Source organism: Microbacterium mangrovi, assembly GCF_000802305.1.
GTDB classification, from domain to species: domain Bacteria; phylum Actinomycetota; class Actinomycetes; order Actinomycetales; family Microbacteriaceae; genus Microbacterium; species Microbacterium mangrovi.
Map to the genome: position 1 here is coordinate 522,748 of NZ_JTDK01000006.1, position 16,516 is coordinate 539,263.

A 16,516-nucleotide genomic window follows, 5' to 3' on the forward strand; every position below is an offset into this window, starting at 1 on the left:
CATGTCGTTCCTGCGGTGGTTCGCCCGTTTCCCGGTCGTGTGGATCACGGTGCTCGTGCTCGTGCTCGTCCTCGCCCTGAACGCCGCCGGATACCTTCGCACGGCGCACTGGATCGCCGTCGTCTACGTCTCGATCATCATCGCGTGGACGATCATCGGCATGATCCGCGACGTGCTGCGCGGTCATGTCGGCCTGGACGTCCTCGCCGTGGTGGCCATGATCGCCACGCTCGCGGTCGGCGAGGACATCGCCGCGCTCGTCATCGTGCTGATGCTGTCCGGCGGGGAGGCCCTGGAGGACTACGCCGGCCGGCGCGCGAAGCGGGAGCTGTCCGCATTGCTCGACCGCTCGCCCCAGATCGCCCACGTCCTCGTGCACCCGAACTCGGACAGCGACGAGGTCCAGGATGCCGCGGCCGACGATGTCGCGATCGGCGACGTGCTGCTGATCCGCCCGTCCGAGATCGTGCCGGTCGACGGCGTGCTGCTCAGCCCCGAGGCGTCCTTCGACGAGTCCTCCCTCACCGGCGAGAGCCTTCCGGTGCACCGATCCGCGGGCGACGAGGTGCTCTCCGGATCGGTCAACGGGTCGCGAGCGGTGCGCATGCGCGCCACCCGCCGCAGTGCCGACAGCCAGTATCAGCAGATCGTCGCGCTCGTGCAGCAGGCCGAGGACGACCGTGCCCCGACCGTGCGCCTGGCGGACCGCTTCGCGATCCCGTTCACCGCGGTCTCGCTCGTCATCGCGGGTGCGGCGTGGGCGATCTCGGGTGATCCGACCCGGTTCGCCGAGGTCCTCGTGCTCGCCACGCCGTGCCCGCTGCTGATCGCCGCGCCGGTCGCGTTCCTCGGCGGCCTGTCCCGGGCGGCCAAGGCGGGCGTGATCGTCAAGGGCGGGGCGATCATTGAGCAGCTCGCCCGGGTGCGCTCCGCCGCGTTCGACAAGACCGGCACGCTCACCGCCGGGCGCCCCGACCTCGTCGCGGTGCACCCGGCAGGACTGGATGCCGACGAGCTGCTGGCTCTGGCGGCATCCGCGGAGCAGTACTCCAGCCACGTGCTCGCGGACGGCATCCGCCGCGCCGCCGACGCCCGCGGCATCCCGCTGCGACCGGCCGACGAGGCCAGCGAGGTCGCCACCAACGGGGTCACCGCCCGCATCGGCGGCCGCTCGGTCGTCGTCGGAAAACCCGCCTACGTGGCCTCCCTGGCACCCGACACCGTGCGCCAGGAGATCGGTTCGGGCGAGGCGGCCGTGTACGTCGCCGTCGACGGCCGGTTCGCCGGGGTCCTGGTGCTCGCCGACGATCCGCGCCCCGAAGCGGGCTCGGTCGTGTCGTGGCTGCGCGCCCGGGGCGTGCAGCGCGTGTCCATGCTCACCGGCGATGCCCGGGCCACGGCGGAGGCGGTCGCCCACGAGGTCGGCATCGACGACGTCCACGCCGAGCTGCTTCCGCCCGACAAGGTGCATCTCGCCGCCGGCCTGCGCCCGCGCCCCGTGCTGATGGTCGGCGACGGCGTCAACGACGCGCCCGTGCTGGCGGCGGCCGACATCGGCATCGCGATGGGCGCCAAGGGCTCCACCGCGGCCGGCGACGCGGCGGACGCCGTCATCCTCGCGGACTCGCTCGCCAAGGTGGCCGACGTCGTCGCGATCGGCAAGCACACGCTCAGCGTCGCCTACGTGGCGATCTGGATCGGGATCTCGATCAGCATCGTGCTGATGCTCGTCGCGACGACCGGCGTCATCCCCGCCGTGGCGGGGGCGCTCATCCAGGAGGGCGTCGACCTCGCCACGATCCTGTACGCCCTGCGGGCACTGACCGGGCCTCCGACCGGCCTCGAGACGGCGCCGGTTCAGGCGGCACGGGCGGCGGTGTAGCCGGCTTCGGCGACGGCGGCGATGACGGCCGCCTCATCGACCGGTCCGGAGGCCTCGACCACGAGCCGGCCGGTGGCTGCGCTCGCCTCGGCGGAGGCCACGCCGGGGACCGCGCCGACCTCGCTGCGCACGGATGCCTCGCAGTGCCCGCACGACATGCCGGTCACCTGGAACTCGATCGTGGTCATCGCCTCGCCTCTCTGATACCTATACCCCCTGGGGGTACTGACTCACTCAGTGTACGACATCCGGCCCGGTCCCGCTCCATGCACCCTCGTTGCCGGTCCCTCACTCGTCACGAAGCACGGACCGAGGTGCGCATCGTGACGAGCGAATCCGGAAAGCGAGCCTCACTCGTCATGAAACGCGGACCCGGGTGCGCATCGTGACGAGCGAAGCCGACAGGCCTCGGCCCGGGAGCCTGCCCCCGGTTCGGAACTGAGTTCCGCCATCCCTGGAACTCAGTTCCGTCACGGGGAGGGCGCGTGGCATGATGGGGGCACCGGCGAGGATGCCGGTGCCCGCCTGCGACGACGCACGACGAATGGGAGCCCCCAACGTGTTCACAAGCCCGTACCCGGATGTCGAGATCCCCGAGCTGAGCATCTACGACTATCTGTTCGGCAGCCTCGACGACGACGACCTCGCCCGCGTCGCCCTCATCGACCCGTCCTCGGGCACCGAGACGACCTACCGTGCGCTGCGCGGCCAGATCGACGCGTTCGCCGGGGCGCTCGCCGCGCGCGGCGTCGACGTCGGCACCGTGCTCGGACTCCTCTGCCCCAACGTCCCCGCCTTCGCCACCGTGATGCACGGCGCGCTCCGGGCGGGAGCGACCGTGACCACGATCAACTCCCTGTACACCGCCGGCGAGATCGAGAAGCAGCTGCGGGATGCCGGGGCCACCTGGCTCGTCACCGTGAGTCCGTTCCTCCCGCAGGCGACCGCGGCCGCCGAGGCCGTGGGCATCCCGGCCGACCGTGTCATCGTGATCGACGGGGCGGAGGGGCATCCCTCGCTCGGTCAGCTGATCGGCGAGCAGAACGCCACGCCCGCGGTGAGCTTCGACCCCGCGGAGCACATCGCCGTGCTCCCGTATTCGTCGGGCACGACCGGCATCCCGAAGGGCGTGATGCTCACGCATCGCAACCTGGTCGCGAACGTGCAGCAGTGCCGCGCGAGCCTCGATCTGGAAGCCTCCGACCGCGTCCTGGCCGTGCTGCCGTTCTTCCACATCTACGGGCTCACCGTCCTGTTGAACCTCGCTCTGCGCCAGCGGGCGAGCCTCGTCACGATGCCGAAGTTCGACCTTGTCGAGTTCCTCTCGAACATCCAGCGGTTCAAGTGCACCTACCTCTACATCGCACCGCCGATCGCCGTCGCCCTCGCGAAGCACCCCATCGTCGACCAGTACGACATCTCGACCGTGCACACCGTCTTCTCGGGAGCGGCCCCACTGGATGCCGAGACCGCGGAGGCCGCCGGCCACCGCATCCACGCGCACGTGCTGCAGGGGTACGGGATGACCGAGTCGAGCCCGGTGTCGCACGCGATCCCGGTGGAAGCCACCGACATCCCGGTGAGCTCGGTGGGCCGCCTGCTGCCGAACATGCAGGCCAAGATCGTCGACCTGGAGACCGGCGAGGAGATCACCGAGATCGGCCCCGACGGCGTCACCGAGCGCGGGGAGCTCTGGATGCGGGGACCCAACATCATGCTCGGCTACCTGAACAAGCCCGAGGCGACCGCCGACACCCTCGACGCGGACGGATTCCTGCACACCGGGGATGTCGCCGTCTACCACGAGGGCGACTACTTCTCGATCGTCGATCGCGCCAAGGAGCTCATCAAGTACCACGGCTACCAGATCGCGCCCGCCGAGCTCGAGGCGCTCCTGCTCAGTCACCCCAAGGTGATGGACGCGGCCGTCATCGGCGTGCTCGACGACGAGAAGCAGGAGGTGCCGAAGGCCTTCGTCGTCGCGCGCCCCGACTCGGGACTCACCGCCGAGGAGGTCATGGCCTTCGTCGCCGACAACGTCGCCCCGCACAAGAAGGTGCGCCGCGTCGAGTTCATCGACCAGATCCCCAAGTCGACCGCGGGCAAGATCCTCCGCAAGGACCTCCGCGCCCGCGAGGCCGCCGTGGCCTGAGGCGTCAATCGACGGCCGGGATGCTCCCGCTCAGTGCGGCCCATCGCTCGATGAGCGGTGCAGGATCACGGAGCCTACTGATCGTAATGTCGTCCGGAACGGTCGCCGTCGCGACGATGAGGACGTAAGCGGTCCCATCGATGAACTGCGCGAATCCGCGGCCGCCGTGGGCGGCAAGCAGAACGTGCGTTCTGTCGCCGTCCCACTGCGAAGGCCTGGGCGGCTGTCCGGTTGTGATGCCCATGCGGTGACGGAGTCGATCGATCTCCTTTCCGGTGGCGGGACTGACCCCGATCCTGAGCAGCGGAGGGCTGCGAACTGTGTCGTCGGACTGCTCCCAGGCACCGGTCCATACGTAGGAAGGACCGGTGTCTGGGAGCGGGAAATCCACGAGAGCAGAGAAATAGCCCGGGTCCGTCACGATGTAGGCGACCGCCTCGGCTTCGCCCATTCGCGCCACGACGTCATCGCGGATCCGGCGCGCCTCGCCCGGCGCAAGATCGCGCGCGGCCATCTCACGTTCACCCATGTGTGTCCTCCGATCGGTGAATCGGCCGGGACTGCCTCCAGCAAACCAGGAACTGGAGGAGGCCAGAGCTACGCCGCGCCGGGCGCGGGGGCGCTGGTCCGATCCGTCGGGGCGGCACCCCCGCGTCGTGCGGCCAGCGACGTCGCTGCGGTCGCGATGGCGACCGTGATGAGCGCGCCGAGGAGGATTCCGGCGCCTTCGCCAGGACCGAGGGCCCGGGTCTGGATGCCGAGCGCCACCGCCGCGATGGGGACGCCGAGCTGCCCGCACGCCGCGACCGCCTGCACCCACGGCAGCCCGGCCGCGCGGGCCGCGAGGTGGGCGACGGCCGCGCCGACTCCCAGGGCCGCGCCGAGGAGGATCATCTCGGGATGCGTGGCGAACGCGCGCAGGTCGATCGATGCGCCCAGCCAGACGAAGAAGAGCGGAGCGAAGAACCCCTCGGTGATTCCGAACAGCTGGCGGGCCAGGCGCCGCGGCTCGCCGGCCGCGGCGAGCACGAGCCCGACCGAGAAGCCGGCGATCATCACCGACACGTGCGTCAGCTGGGCGATCGCGGCGAGGACGAACAGCACGAGCAGGCTCACGCGCAGTTCGAGCGCGAACCGCCGCCGCTCGGAGAACGCGTGGATCCGCGCGCGCAGCCCGTTGCGGGTGAGAAGGTGCAGGCCGATGCCCGCGAGGACGGCGATCACCGTGATCGCGAGCGCCCCGAGGGCCGTGGTGAGCACGCGCGACGGCTCCATGACCAGGGGCAGCGCCACGATGCAGGCGATGTCGGCGACCGCGATCTGGGCGACGAGGCGCGGCACGCGCTCCGCGCCGATTCCGAGTGACTGCAGCATCGGCAGCACGAGCGCCGCGGACGAGGATGCCAGGAGCACGGCGTAAAGCGCCGCGTGCGCCGATCCGATCAGCGCGGCGATCCCCACGCCGAGCCCGGCTGCGACGATGCCGACCAGCAGCGCGCCGAGCAGCCCGCGTCCGACGGCGGCTCGCACCGCGGCATCCCGCACCGGGATGTGCGAGCCGATCACGACCATGGTCAGACCGAAGCCGATCTCGGCGAGGAACGTCAGGGTCGGGTCCGCCGGATCCACCAGATGCAGGCCGGACGTCCCGATGACGAGACCGGCGGCCAGCTCCCCGATCACGACGGGGATGTGCCACCCCTGCCGTGCGCTCAGCAGCGGCCCGAGGAGGCCGGCCAGCACGATGAGCGCGAGTGTCGCGAAGGTCATGGCGAAACGCTAGTCCGAAGGCGCACCCGCGGACAGCGACGCGCGGCGCTACCGGGCGTGCAGGACGTGCCAGGGACGCACGGCGTGCTCGGCGGGGGTGCCGTCGAGAACGCGCGCCTCCCGGTGCGCCGGATCCAAGATCACCGTCGCCAGGCTCGCCCACCGTTCGCCGAGACGGGCATCCGGCGCCGGAAGACACGTGAGCGCGGGTTCGCCCTCGCCCGTGATCAACTCGGCGAGCATGGCTTCCGGCGTCTCGGGGAGCGACGCAGTGAGCCGGTCGACGAGGAACCCGTACCGCTCCCCCGAGTCCGGCTGGTACGTCGTCTTCTCGGCGGCAGCCGGCTCCGCGGTGAGGAAGTGGTTGGTGCGCACGCGGATTCCGGGCAGGACGGCGGGCGCCTCGAAGACGCCGACCGGGCTGAGGTCGAGCAGCACCGCTCGATCGCGATCGAAGACCAGGAACGAGCCCGAGGAGGCGATCGGCGCCTCGCGCACGAGTTCGACGGCGTGCGCGGCATCCTCGGCCTCTTCAAGCACGAGCGCTGCGAGCACGTGCATCGGGATGCCGCCGACGCCGTCCAGCGTGTGACCGAGGATGTTGAAGTGCAGGGCGACGCCCGCGCCGTTCACGCCGATCTTCGCGAGGATGCCGTCCTCCGTGATCCCGGCATAACGGTGCGCCCCGCCGTCGGCGTCCAGCGTGTGCCAGTAGTCGCTGAGTTCGGCGTGCCAGTCCCAGGTCTGCACGCCGACGTTGCGCGTGGCGCCCGCCACGGCGGCGTCAGGGAGCGAGCGCACCACCGTGGAGCATTCGCCGGGCGGCACGGCGCGGCTGCGGGCGAGGATCTCGGTGCGGGCGTTGAGGGCCGCGACCCGCCACGGGTCGACACCGGCACCCGCGGCGACGCCGGCGATCTGCTCCGCCAGACCGCCTCGGTGTGCGGCGACGGCGTCAAGCGCGCGTTCGGCGTCCGAGCGCACGGTCGCGGCATCCAGCCCGCCGGCGGCGAAGAGCCGGTCGTAGGCGTCGATCGCACCGGGGAGGATGCCGCGCAGCGCCTCGCCTCGCTGGCGTCCGCGCGCCTGGGGGTCGCGCGCCGCGGTGCTCACGTGCAGCCGGTTCTCGGGACGGGGGAATGACACGGGTGCTCCTGATTCGCCGCTCTATTGAATGCGTGCTCAATATAGCACCGCGGCCTGGCGGCATCGGCGGCGGGCGTAGCCTGACGCCATGCGCTCAGGCATCCACCTCTGGAACTACACCACCCCCGGCCCCTCGTCCGACATCGCCTCCCTCGTCACCCGCACGGCGCAGGTCGCCGAAGCCGGCGGCTTCGACCAGTTCACGGTCATGGACCACTGGTTCCAGATGGAGGCGGCCGGCCCCGCCGAGCAGCCCATGCTCGAAGCGTTCACCACCCTCGGCTTCGTCGCCGGCCAGACCTCGCGCATGCGCCTCGGCCCCCTCGTGGCCGGAGTCACCTACCGGCATCCGGCCCTCCTCGCCAAGATCGCGACGACGCTCGACGTGCTGAGCGGCGGCCGGGCCGTGTTCGGTCTCGGCGCCGCCTGGTACGAACGCGAGCACCACGGACTCGGCGTTCCCTACCCGGCGATCTCGGAGCGCTTCGAGCGCCTCGAGGAAGCGCTCCAGATCGCCCTGCAGATGTGGGGTCCGGATGCCGCCGCCTACGAGGGCACGCACTACTCGCTCGCCGAGACGCTCAACTCCCCCGCGCCCGTGGGCCACCCGCATCCGCCGATCATGATCGGCGGCAAGGGCGAGCGCAAGACGCTGCGCATCGCCGCCCAGTACGCCCAGATCGTCAACCTCACGGCCTACGAGCCCGAGACCGTGGCCCACCTGCTCGACGTGCTGCGCCGCCACTGCGACACCCTCGGCACCGACTACGACGCGATCGAGAAGCAGATCATCACCACGCGGCTCGACCCCACCGGCGCCGAGTACTGGCGGATGGCCGAGGAGTGGTCGCGGCTCGGCATCGACCTGGTGGTCATGGGCGTCCGGCCGAACGACCAGGTCGGCTCGACCGAGCGCCTCGCCGCGGAGGTCGTGCCGCGCCTGGCCGAGCTGTGAACCGCTCGCCTGCGACGGCCGGGCTCACACCCGGGTGAGCCCGTGCGGACGACGGTTCAGGTCGTCCACGCCGTCGTCGGTGACGACCACGATGTCTTCGATGCGGGCGCCCCACCGGCCCGCGAAGTAGACGCCGGGCTCGATGCTGAAGGCCATTCCGGGCTGCAGCTCGAGCTCGTTGCCGGCGACGATGTACGGCTCCTCATGCACCGAGAGTCCGATGCCGTGCCCGGTGCGATGCAGGAAGCGATCGGCGAGCCCCGCGGCCCGGAGGACGTCGCGGGCGGCGGCATCCACGCTCTCGGCGGTCACCCCGGGGCGCACCGCCGCGACCGCCGCGCGCTGCGCCTGCTCGAGCGCGTCGTACGCCGATCGCACGTCGTCGTGAACGTCGCCGGTCGCGTACGTGCGGGTGCTGTCCGAGTTGTAGCCGAGCGGCACCGGCCCTCCGATGTCGACGACGACGGTCTCGCCGACGCCGATCACCCGGTCGCTGACCTCGTGGTGCGGGTCCGCGCCGTTCGGCCCGGAGCCGACGATCACGAAATCCGCCGCCTCGTGCCCTTCGGCGACGATCGCCGCGGCGATGTCCGCCGCCACCTCCCGCTCGGTCCGGCCGGGGCGCAGCCACTCCGGCACCCGCGCGTGCACGCGGTCGATGGCGTCGGCGGCCTGCCGCAGAGCGGCGATCTCCGCGGCGTCCTTCTGCATCCGCAGACGTCGCAGCACACCGGTCGCCAGCTCCGGAGGCGTGCCCGCCGCGGTCGCGAGGGGCACAACGTGCAGCGCCGGGGTGGCCTCGCTGAACCCGAGGCGCAGGCGGCCACGCGCGGTGGTGCCGAGCGCGATCGCGTACGGATCGTCGCCGTCCACCCACTCGCGCACCTCCACGCCCATGTCGGCCAGGGCGGAGGAGCGCAGCGCGGCGCGCTCCATCGTCGGAGCGACCACGAACGGGTCCCCTCCGGCCGGGACCACCAGCGCGGTGAGCCGTTCGAAGGTCTGCGCGCGCGAGCCCACGAGGTACTGCAGGTCGGGCCCCGGCGCGACGATCAGGGCGTCCAGACCCGCCTCGCCCGTCAGCTCCCGGGCGCGGGCGATCCGGCGGAGGTAGACGGATGCGGTGAATCGATCGTCGCTCATGAAGCCATGATGCCCGTCACGCGGAGCCGATGGGGGATGCCGGTGCGGCCGCCGGGCGAGACGGCACCACGACGGCGTCCCAGCCGCGACCCGAGGCCCACAGCTGGTGCAGGCCGGTGAGCGTGGCGTCGAGCCCGATCGCGAAGACCACGTCGTGGGGGCGGGCTCGACTGTCGCCGACGGCATCGGCGAACGCCTCGTAGGTGCGGGCGAGCAGCGGGGACTGCGCCGGATCGTGCGGCGCATACACGTCGTCGGGGCCTGGGGTGTCCAGTGCGGCGCCGAAGATGAACGTCTCCAGGATGCTCATCGAGGCGATGATGCTCTCCGGCGGCCAGCCCGCCGCGGAGAACCCGCCGACGACCCGCTGGTACATGGCCGAGGTGCGCGGGGCCTGGGCGACCGGGACGGCCACGATCACCGGGACGAGCTCGGGCTGCTCGCGCAGCCGGCCGAGGTAGCTCCAGGCCCAGCGGGCGAGTGCCTGGCGCAGCGGGACCGACCCGAACCCGGAGACGTCGAGCCCGGTCACGAACCGCTCCTGGACGGCCGCCAGCACGGCCGCGCGCGACGGCACGTGGTTGTAGAGGGCACTCACGGCGACTCCGAGGCGGTCCGCGAGCGAGCGCATCGTGAGACCCTCGAGTCCGTCCGCGCGCAGCTGGGCGAGGGCGGCGTCCACGATCCGTTCGCGGTCGATCACCGCGGTCCGCGGCCGGCCGCGTCCGCGGCCGGGTGGGGGCGAGGTCTTCACCACTCCACGGTACGCGAAAATGAACACGGCCTGCACTGCACCGGCCGTATTCCAGCGGGTCCATCCCAGCTAAATGAACAACGGACTCCGGATGCTGGCCCGGGCCGATGGGTCCTTCCTAGCATCGAGGGGCACCGCCGCAGGCGCGATGAGGCACCCCGACGAGCGGGCCCCGGCCTGCACCGTCGAAAGGACACCTCGTGAACGACCTCACCCCCGCCGCGGCGACCGACGTTGCCGCCCCCGCCGTGCTGCAGCGCGACGTGGTGGTGATCGGCGCCGGGATCAGCGGCCTCATGGCCGCGCGGCGCCTGGTCGAAGCCGGGCACAGCGTCGCCGTCCTCGAAGCGCGGGACCGCGTCGGCGGCCGCACCTGGTCGGACACCGTCGACGGCGAGTTCTTCGAGATCGGCGGCCAGTGGGTCTCGTCCGATCAGGACGCTCTGATCGCCCTGCTCAAGGAGCTCGGCAAGGAGACCTACTCGCGCTACCGCGACGGCAACTCGGTGTACATCACGCGGGACGGCGTCCGGCACGAGTTCCGCGGGGACTTCCCGGTCAGCGCCGAGACGCTCGCCGAGATCGACAAGCTCGTCACGGCCCTCGACGCCCTCGCCGCCGAGATCGACGCCGCCGAGCCGTGGCGGCACCCGCGCGCCGCCGAGCTCGACAACATCCAGTTCAGCTCGTGGCTGGCATCCCTCACCGACGACGACGAGGCGGCGCGCATCGTCGACCACTACATCGCGGCGGGGATGCTCACCAAGCCGTCGCAGACGTTCTCGGTGCTGCAGGCGATGCTCATGGTCGCGTCGGCCGAGAAGTTCGAGCATCTCATCGACGAAGGCATCCTGCTCGATGAGCGCGTCGTGGGCGGAATGCAGTCGGTCTCGCAGCAGATCGCCGACGAACTCGGTCCCGACGTCGTGCACCTGTCGACGCCCGTCCGGCACGTGGAGTGGTCGGATGCCGGCGACGGCCGGCCGGCATCCGTGACCGCGCACGGCGAACGGGTGACCGTCAGCGCCCGCTATGCGGTGCTCGCGGTTCCGCCGAACCTGTACTCCACCATCGAGTACACGCCCGCACTCCCCCGCATGCGCCAGATCGCGCACCAGCACCAGTCGATGGGACTCGTGATCAAGGCGCAGGCCGTCTACGAGACGCCGTTCTGGCGCGAGCGCGGGCTCTCCGGCACCGGTTTCGCCTCACACGAGCGCGTCTGCGAGGTGTACGACAACACCCTTCACGGCAGCGACCACGGCACGCTCGTCGGCTTCATCGTGAGCGAGCGCGCCGACCAGACCTGGGCCCTCCCGGAGGCGGAGCGCAAGCAGGCCGTGCTGGAGTCGTTCGCCGCCTACTTCGGCGAGGATGCCCGGCATCCGATCGCGTTCTACCTGTCCGACTGGGGCAGCGAGGAGTACACCCGCGGCGCGTACGCCGCCAGCTGGGAGCTCGGTGGCCTCAGTCGGTGGGGCCACCTGCAGAACGAGCCGGTCGGCCCGCTGTTCTTCGCCAGCTCCGACATCCAGGGCGCCGGCTACCTGCACGTCGACGGCGGGGTGCGCATCGGCAGCGACACCGCCGCCCGCATCAGCGCCGGTCTGCGCGCCGACGGGTGACCGTCGGGCCGGGCCCTCGTTCATGACATAGTCTGAGCCACGTGGACCCGGTCGTCGCCACACTGGTGGTCCTCGCGCTGGCGGTACTCGCGTTCATGAGCAACCGGGTCCCGCTCGGTGTCGTGGCCATCGGGGTTTCGCTCGCGCTGTTCTTCACGGGTGTGCTGACGTTGCCGCAGGCACTCGCGGGGTTCGGCGACCCGACGGTCATCTTCATCGCCGCCCTCTTCATCGTGAGTGAATCGCTGGATGCCTCGGGCGTCACTGTCTGGGCCGCGCAGAAGGTCATCGGGCGCGCCGGGACGAAGCGGTCGTCGCTCCTCATCGCGATCTCGCTGCTCGTCGCACTCGTCACGGCCGTCATCAGCATCAATGCGGCAGTCGCCGCGCTGCTGCCGCTCGTGGTGGTCGTCGCAGCACGCGCTCGCATCTCGTCGTCACAGCTGCTCATCCCCCTGGCGTTCGCGGCGCATGCCGGGTCGCTCCTGCTCCTGACCGGCACCCCGGTGAACATCATCGTCTCCGAGATGGCGGCGGAGCACGGCGGGCGCGACTTCGGCTTCTTCGAGTTCGCACTCGCCGGACTGCCGCTGCTCGTCGGGACGGTCGTCATCATGCTGCTCTTCGGGCGGCACCTCCTGCCCGATCGCGCCGGTGCACTCATGCCCACCGACCTCGCGCGCCACGCGCGTGTCTTGCGCGACCAATACGCGCTGAGCCTCGACACGGGCGCGCTCCTGAATCCGACGACCGGGGTCACCGAGGTCGTGGTCGCGCCGCGCTCGCCGCTCATCGGCGAGCGGCTGTGCCCCGGGATGACGACTCCCGCCGGCGACCTCGTCGTGCTCGCCGCCCGCCGCGGCGACGACCAGCTGAAGGGTCAGGAGTTCACTGTGCAAGCGGGAGATGCCCTTCTTCTGCAGGGCACCTGGGACGATCTCACGCGCCGGACGGATGAGCCCGGAGTGCTCGTCGTCGACACTCCGCCCGCACGGCTTCGCCGATCGGTCCCGCTCGGTCGTGGAGCGACGCGTTCCCTCGTCGTGCTCGGGATCATGGTCGTACTCCTCGCGACGGGGCTCCTCCCACCCGCGGTCGTCGCACTGCTGGCAGCCTGCGCGCTCGTGCTCACACGGGCGGTCTCGGTGCCACAGGCCTATCACTCGATCTCCTGGACCACGGTCATCCTCATCGCCGGCATGATCCCGCTCTCGACGGCCTTCACCGAGACGGGAACCGCCGACCTGGTGGCGCGCGGCCTGTTGTCCGCGATCGCCGGAGCGGGCCCAACCGTGGCGCTGCTGGCCCTGTGCATCCTCACGATCGCGCTGGGGCAGCTCATCAGCAATGTCGCGACTGTGCTGATCATCGCGCCCATCGCGCTCGCGGTGGCGGACGAGCTCCATGCGTCGGTGACGCCGTTCATGATGGCGCTGACGGTGGCCGGGACCGCCGCGTTCCTGACGCCGATCGCCACGCCGGCGAACCTCATGGTGATGGAGCCCGGCGGGTACCGGTTCGGTGACTACTGGAAGCTGGGTCTCCCCTTGGCCCTGTTCTTCCTCGCCTTCGCGGTTCTGGTCGTGCCGCTCATCTGGCCGTTCTGACGCCGGACGAACCGGTACCGAGGACAGAAAGCAAACGCCCGGTCGGCACACTTTCGTGCGGCTGACCGGGCGTTTCTTTGGTGGACCTGAGGGGATTCGAACCCCTGACCTCTTCATTGCGAACGAAGCGCGCTACCAACTGCGCCACAGGCCCTTGAACCTCAATGAGCCTATCACGGCTCGACGGGCCCTCCGGACACGGTCAGCCGGCCGCGCGCTTCTGCAGGAGTTCGCGGCAGTGCGCCTCGATCGCCGCGTCGTCGAGCGTGCCGGCCGGCGCCTGCCGGATCGAGTCGATCGCCACCGGACGCTGCTGCTCGGCGCGCTCACGCATCGCCTCTTCGAGTGCGGCCTGACGAAGCCGTTCCCGGGCATCCGCCTCGTCGAGCACGGCGGACGCCTGCGAGCCCTGCGAGGCCGTCAGCGGCTTCGGCAGCGTGCGCGGCGACCAGGCGCGCTCATCGACGAGCGAGACGTCCTGCACCGGGGCCGGCTCGCGGGTCGCGACGGACGGAGCCGCCATCTGCGGAGCCGGGCGCCGGGCCCGCAGGTGCGCGACGCGCACCCCCAGCCACAGCGTGCTGCCCACGATTGCCGCCGCGATCCACAGCAGCAGCGCGGAACCGGTCGCCACGAGGCTCCACAGCCCGAGCCCGGCGCAGACGAGGGCGAGGACCCACAGCGACAGCACGAGCGTGCGGGCACGCATCCGGGCGCGCGCGCGGCGCGCCTCCGGACGAGCAGACGCCGCCGCCCGCTGCACGCGTGCCCGTTCGAGGCCGATGAGCTCGCGTTCGCGCTGGGCCCGTTCGTTCTCGATCAGGGCCTGCCGGGCGATCGCGTCGCGTTCGGCCTGCGACCGCTTCGCGTGGGCGTCGCGCTCGGCCTGGGCGCGCTGCGCGGCGCGGTCCACCTCTGCCTGGGCCTTCTTGGCCTCGGCCTCGCGCGCGGCCTGCGCCCGCCGCGCGGCACGCTGCTGCACGAACGCCGTGCGGGTGTTCAGTTCGAAGGTGACCTCGTCCGGCGTCTCACTCGTCTCGGCGAGCACGCGCAGCGCCTGGTTGAGGCGCAGGGCATTGCGCTCCGCGGTCAGGTACTGATGCCGGCGGACCCAGGACGGCAGCAGATACAGCAGCCACAACGCGACGGCGACGAGAATGATCACTCCCCCGCCAAGTACTTGCCCACCCATGCATCCACGGTAGGCCAGGTCAACAGCTGGTTCCGACGATCTCCGGCGTGTCGGAGTCTCGACTTCAAGATGAAGTTCAGTTTTCGTCGTTCTGATCGCGATCCGAGGGTGGAATCGTCGCGGCATCCTCGGGCGCGCGTCCGGCGAGCCAGCGCTGCAGAACCCCCTCGTAGACGTCTTCGCGCACGAGCGCGAACGCATAGTGGTCGCGCCAGTCGCCGTCGATGTGGATGTAGCGGCGACGGAGTCCCTCGTAGCGGAAGCCCAGCTTCTGCACGACGCGCAGACTCGCCTTGTTCTCGGGCCGGATGCAGATCTCCATGCGGTGGATGCGCAGCTCGCGGAAGCAGATGTCGGTGGCCAGCGCCACCGCGATCGGCGTGATGTTGCGCCCCGCGAACCGTTCGCTCACCCAGTAGCCGATGGTCGCCGACGCGAGCGAGCCGCGGGCGATGCCCCACACGTTGAGCTGCCCGACGACCTCGCCGTCCCACTCCATGACGAACGGGACGCCGACCCCGTCGCGGTACTGCTGCAGCAGGCGGCGGATCCCCAGGCGCATGTCGAACGAGACGGGACCGTCGGGACTCGTGGCCTCCCACGGCCGCAGCCAGTTGCGATTGGCCATCAGCTCGTGCTGCAGGACGCGGGCATCCTTCGACTTGATCAGCCGGATGCTCACGTTCCCGTGCGACTGGGGCGCCGCCAGATCCACGTCTTCCTCTCGGGTGGTCAGAGTTCGGACGCGAAGTCGCGCAGCCACGGGCGCAGCTCGTCGCTCAGGTCGTCGCGGTCGACCGCCATCTGCAGGATGGCCTTGATGTAGCCGACCTTGTCGCCGGTGTCGTACCGGCGGCCGCGGAAGACCACGCCGTAGACGCCCTGCTCGGGGTCGGCGGCGATCACCTGCAGCGCGTCGGTCAGCTGGATCTCGCCGCCCTTGCCCGGCTGGGTGTGCTCGAGGACGTCGAAGACCGCCGGGTTGAGCACGTAGCGGCCGATGATGGCGAGGTTGGACGGGGCGTCCTCGGCCTTGGGCTTCTCGACCAGGCCGACCACCTTGACGACGTCCTCTTCGTCGGTGTGCTCGACCTCGGCCACGCCGTAGAGGTGGATGTGCTCGGGGTCCACCTCCATGAGGGCGATGACGGTCGCACCGTGGCGGTCGTACTCCGAGAGCATGCGGGTGAGCAGCGGGTCGCGCGCGTCGATGAGGTCGTCGCCCAGCATGACCGCGAACGGGTGGTCGCTGACGTGCCGCTTGGCGCGCAGCACGGCGTGGCCGAGCCCCTTCGGCTCGCCCTGGCGCAGCGTGTAGATGTCGGCGAGGTCGCTCGCCCGGCGCACGGACTCGAGACGCGCGTCGTCGCCCTTGTTGCGGAGGTTGAGCTCGAGCTCCGGCACCGAGTCGAAGTGGTTCGCGATGTTCGCCTTGTTGCGACCGGTGATGATGAGCACGTCGTCGATGCCGGCATCCACGGCTTCTTCGACCACGTACTGGATCGCCGGCTTATCGACGACCGGCAGCATCTCCTTGGGCATCGCCTTCGTGGCCGGAAGGAAGCGCGTGCCGAGGCCGGCCGCGGGGATCACCGCTTTGAAGGGCTTGTGAGACATGAGCCCATGCTATCGACCGAGGAGGACTCCGCCGCGCTCTCGGCCCCTCCTTTAGACTCGACAGCATGTCCGACGCGATCCAGGCAGACAAGCGCGCCCTGCGCGCCGAGCTGCGCGAGCGGCGCAGCGTGATGTCCGAGAACGCGCGGGATGCCGCGGCCCGCGGCATCCACGAGCAGCTCGAACACCTGGTGGAGCAGCACGGCGCCCGATCGGTGTCGTGCTACCTGTCGACCTCGACCGAACCGGGCACCCGCGCGTTCATCGACGCGGCACTGGCCCGCGGCATCCGCGTGCTCCTTCCGATCAGCCGCACCGACGGGCTGCTGGACTGGGCCGTCGCCGTCCCCGGCGGTGACGTGGTCGAAGGCATCCTGGGCATCGACGAGCCCACCGGCGATCTGCTCGGGCCGATCGCCGTGAACGACGTCGACCTCATGATCATCCCCGCGGCGGCGGTCGACGCCGCCGGCATGCGGATGGGCTGGGGGCGCGGATACTTCGACAAGACCCTCGGATCGATGGCCCGCCGCCCGCCGGTGTACGCCGTCGTCTACGACTCCGAACTGCTCGACGAGGTGCCCGCCGACGAGCTCGACCAGCCGGTCACCGGCGTCGTCACCCCGACCCGCATCGTGTCCCTCGCGCCGAGCCGGCGCTGATCCGAAAGGCC

The 16,516-nt window shown here is 70.9% G+C and carries 15 protein-coding genes and 1 tRNA gene; 6 read left to right on the forward strand and 10 right to left on the reverse strand.

Annotated features, from left to right (window positions below):
• Position 1: 1 nt before the first annotated feature.
• Entirely contained in the window at positions 2-1,882 is a 1,881-nt protein-coding gene (locus tag LK09_RS06290; RefSeq protein ID WP_039397219.1) for a heavy metal translocating P-type ATPase, read from the forward strand.
• Here the strand turns inward: LK09_RS06290 and LK09_RS06295 are convergent.
• Entirely contained in the window at positions 1,858-2,070 is a 213-nt protein-coding gene (locus LK09_RS06295; protein WP_039397221.1) for a heavy-metal-associated domain-containing protein, read from the reverse strand. The two genes, LK09_RS06290 and LK09_RS06295, sit on opposite strands and share 25 nt — an antisense overlap.
• Before the next feature lie 371 nt (positions 2,071-2,441).
• Between LK09_RS06295 and LK09_RS06300 the strand changes: the two genes are divergently transcribed.
• Positions 2,442-4,034, forward strand: a complete 1,593-nt coding sequence (locus tag LK09_RS06300; RefSeq protein ID WP_156138697.1) for an AMP-binding protein — start codon at positions 2,442-2,444, stop codon at positions 4,032-4,034.
• 4 nt (positions 4,035-4,038) lie between these two features.
• Here LK09_RS06300 and LK09_RS06305 read toward each other — a convergent pair whose 3' ends face one another.
• The 3 genes from LK09_RS06305 to LK09_RS06315 all read right to left on the reverse strand — a co-directional run bounded on the left by LK09_RS06305 (position 4,039) and on the right by LK09_RS06315 (position 6,950).
• Positions 4,039-4,563 carry a hypothetical protein gene (locus LK09_RS06305; protein WP_039397225.1) on the reverse strand — a complete coding sequence of 175 codons (525 nt, stop codon included), beginning with the start codon at positions 4,561-4,563 and terminating at the stop codon, positions 4,039-4,041.
• A gap of 68 nt (positions 4,564-4,631) precedes the next feature.
• Complete coding sequence (locus tag LK09_RS06310) at positions 4,632-5,804, reverse strand: cation:proton antiporter (RefSeq protein WP_039397227.1); 1,173 nt, start codon at positions 5,802-5,804, stop codon at positions 4,632-4,634.
• A gap of 48 nt (positions 5,805-5,852) precedes the next feature.
• Positions 5,853-6,950 carry a C45 family autoproteolytic acyltransferase/hydolase gene (locus tag LK09_RS06315; RefSeq protein WP_052226460.1) on the reverse strand — a complete coding sequence of 366 codons (1,098 nt, stop codon included), beginning with the start codon at positions 6,948-6,950 and terminating at the stop codon, positions 5,853-5,855.
• A gap of 88 nt (positions 6,951-7,038) precedes the next feature.
• Between LK09_RS06315 and LK09_RS06320 the strand changes: the two genes are divergently transcribed.
• Positions 7,039-7,905 carry an LLM class F420-dependent oxidoreductase gene (locus tag LK09_RS06320; RefSeq protein WP_039397229.1) on the forward strand — a complete coding sequence of 289 codons (867 nt, stop codon included), beginning with the start codon at positions 7,039-7,041 and terminating at the stop codon, positions 7,903-7,905.
• Between the two features lie 24 nt (positions 7,906-7,929).
• Here LK09_RS06320 and LK09_RS06325 read toward each other — a convergent pair whose 3' ends face one another.
• Together LK09_RS06325 and LK09_RS06330 are read right to left on the reverse strand one after the other, a co-directional pair.
• Entirely contained in the window at positions 7,930-9,048 is a 1,119-nt protein-coding gene (locus LK09_RS06325) for a M24 family metallopeptidase (RefSeq protein ID WP_039397231.1), read from the reverse strand.
• Between the two features lie 16 nt (positions 9,049-9,064).
• Complete coding sequence (locus LK09_RS06330; RefSeq protein ID WP_197060975.1) at positions 9,065-9,802, reverse strand: TetR/AcrR family transcriptional regulator; 738 nt, start codon at positions 9,800-9,802, stop codon at positions 9,065-9,067.
• A 200-nt stretch (positions 9,803-10,002) separates the two neighbouring features.
• On the opposite strand from LK09_RS06330, the gene LK09_RS06335 reads away from it, so the two are divergent.
• On the forward strand, positions 10,003-11,427 hold the full coding sequence (locus tag LK09_RS06335; protein WP_269430921.1) for a flavin monoamine oxidase family protein: 1,425 nt from the start codon (positions 10,003-10,005) through the stop codon (positions 11,425-11,427).
• Positions 11,428-11,468: 41 nt separating this feature from the next.
• Positions 11,469-13,034 (forward strand): SLC13 family permease, encoded by a 1,566-nt coding sequence (locus LK09_RS06340; RefSeq protein ID WP_039397232.1) that lies wholly within the window; start codon positions 11,469-11,471, stop codon positions 13,032-13,034.
• A 78-nt stretch (positions 13,035-13,112) separates the two neighbouring features.
• Here LK09_RS06340 and LK09_RS06345 read toward each other — a convergent pair.
• From LK09_RS06345 to galU, 4 genes are all read right to left on the reverse strand, one after another.
• Positions 13,113-13,188: transfer RNA gene (locus tag LK09_RS06345), tRNA-Ala, on the reverse strand.
• A 48-nt stretch (positions 13,189-13,236) separates the two neighbouring features.
• Positions 13,237-14,226, reverse strand: coding sequence for a hypothetical protein (locus LK09_RS06350; protein ID WP_039397234.1), 990 nt, complete (start codon positions 14,224-14,226; stop codon positions 13,237-13,239).
• A 76-nt stretch (positions 14,227-14,302) separates the two neighbouring features.
• A complete protein-coding gene (locus tag LK09_RS06355; protein WP_039397236.1) occupies positions 14,303-14,941 on the reverse strand; it encodes a GNAT family N-acetyltransferase in 639 nt (212 codons plus the stop codon).
• A 17-nt stretch (positions 14,942-14,958) separates the two neighbouring features.
• Positions 14,959-15,843 (reverse strand): UTP--glucose-1-phosphate uridylyltransferase GalU, encoded by an 885-nt coding sequence (galU, locus tag LK09_RS06360; protein ID WP_039397238.1) that lies wholly within the window; start codon positions 15,841-15,843, stop codon positions 14,959-14,961.
• 65 nt (positions 15,844-15,908) lie between these two features.
• Between galU and LK09_RS06365 the strand changes: the two genes are divergently transcribed.
• Positions 15,909-16,505: a 5-formyltetrahydrofolate cyclo-ligase gene (locus LK09_RS06365; protein WP_039397240.1), complete on the forward strand. Its 597-nt coding sequence runs from the start codon at positions 15,909-15,911 to the stop codon at positions 16,503-16,505.
• Positions 16,506-16,516: the final 11 nt, after the last annotated feature.

Bases quoted from the DNA above. Each gene is read 5' to 3' on its own strand.
- LK09_RS06350 (WP_039397234.1), bottom strand. From the start codon at position 14,226: ATGGGTGGGCAAGTACTTGGCGGGGGAGTGATCATTCTCGTCGCCGTC.
- LK09_RS06305 (WP_039397225.1), bottom strand. From the start codon at position 4,563: ATGGGTGAACGTGAGATGGCCGCGCGCGATCTTGCGCCGGGCGAGGCG.
- LK09_RS06290 (WP_039397219.1), top strand. From the start codon at position 2: ATGTCGTTCCTGCGGTGGTTCGCCCGTTTCCCGGTCGTGTGGATCACG.
- galU (WP_039397238.1), bottom strand. From the start codon at position 15,843: ATGTCTCACAAGCCCTTCAAAGCGGTGATCCCCGCGGCCGGCCTCGGC.
- LK09_RS06320 (WP_039397229.1), top strand. From the start codon at position 7,039: ATGCGCTCAGGCATCCACCTCTGGAACTACACCACCCCCGGCCCCTCG.
- LK09_RS06295 (WP_039397221.1), bottom strand. From the start codon at position 2,070: ATGACCACGATCGAGTTCCAGGTGACCGGCATGTCGTGCGGGCACTGC.
- LK09_RS06365 (WP_039397240.1), top strand. From the start codon at position 15,909: ATGTCCGACGCGATCCAGGCAGACAAGCGCGCCCTGCGCGCCGAGCTG.
- LK09_RS06325 (WP_039397231.1), bottom strand. From the start codon at position 9,048: ATGAGCGACGATCGATTCACCGCATCCGTCTACCTCCGCCGGATCGCC.
- LK09_RS06310 (WP_039397227.1), bottom strand. From the start codon at position 5,804: ATGACCTTCGCGACACTCGCGCTCATCGTGCTGGCCGGCCTCCTCGGG.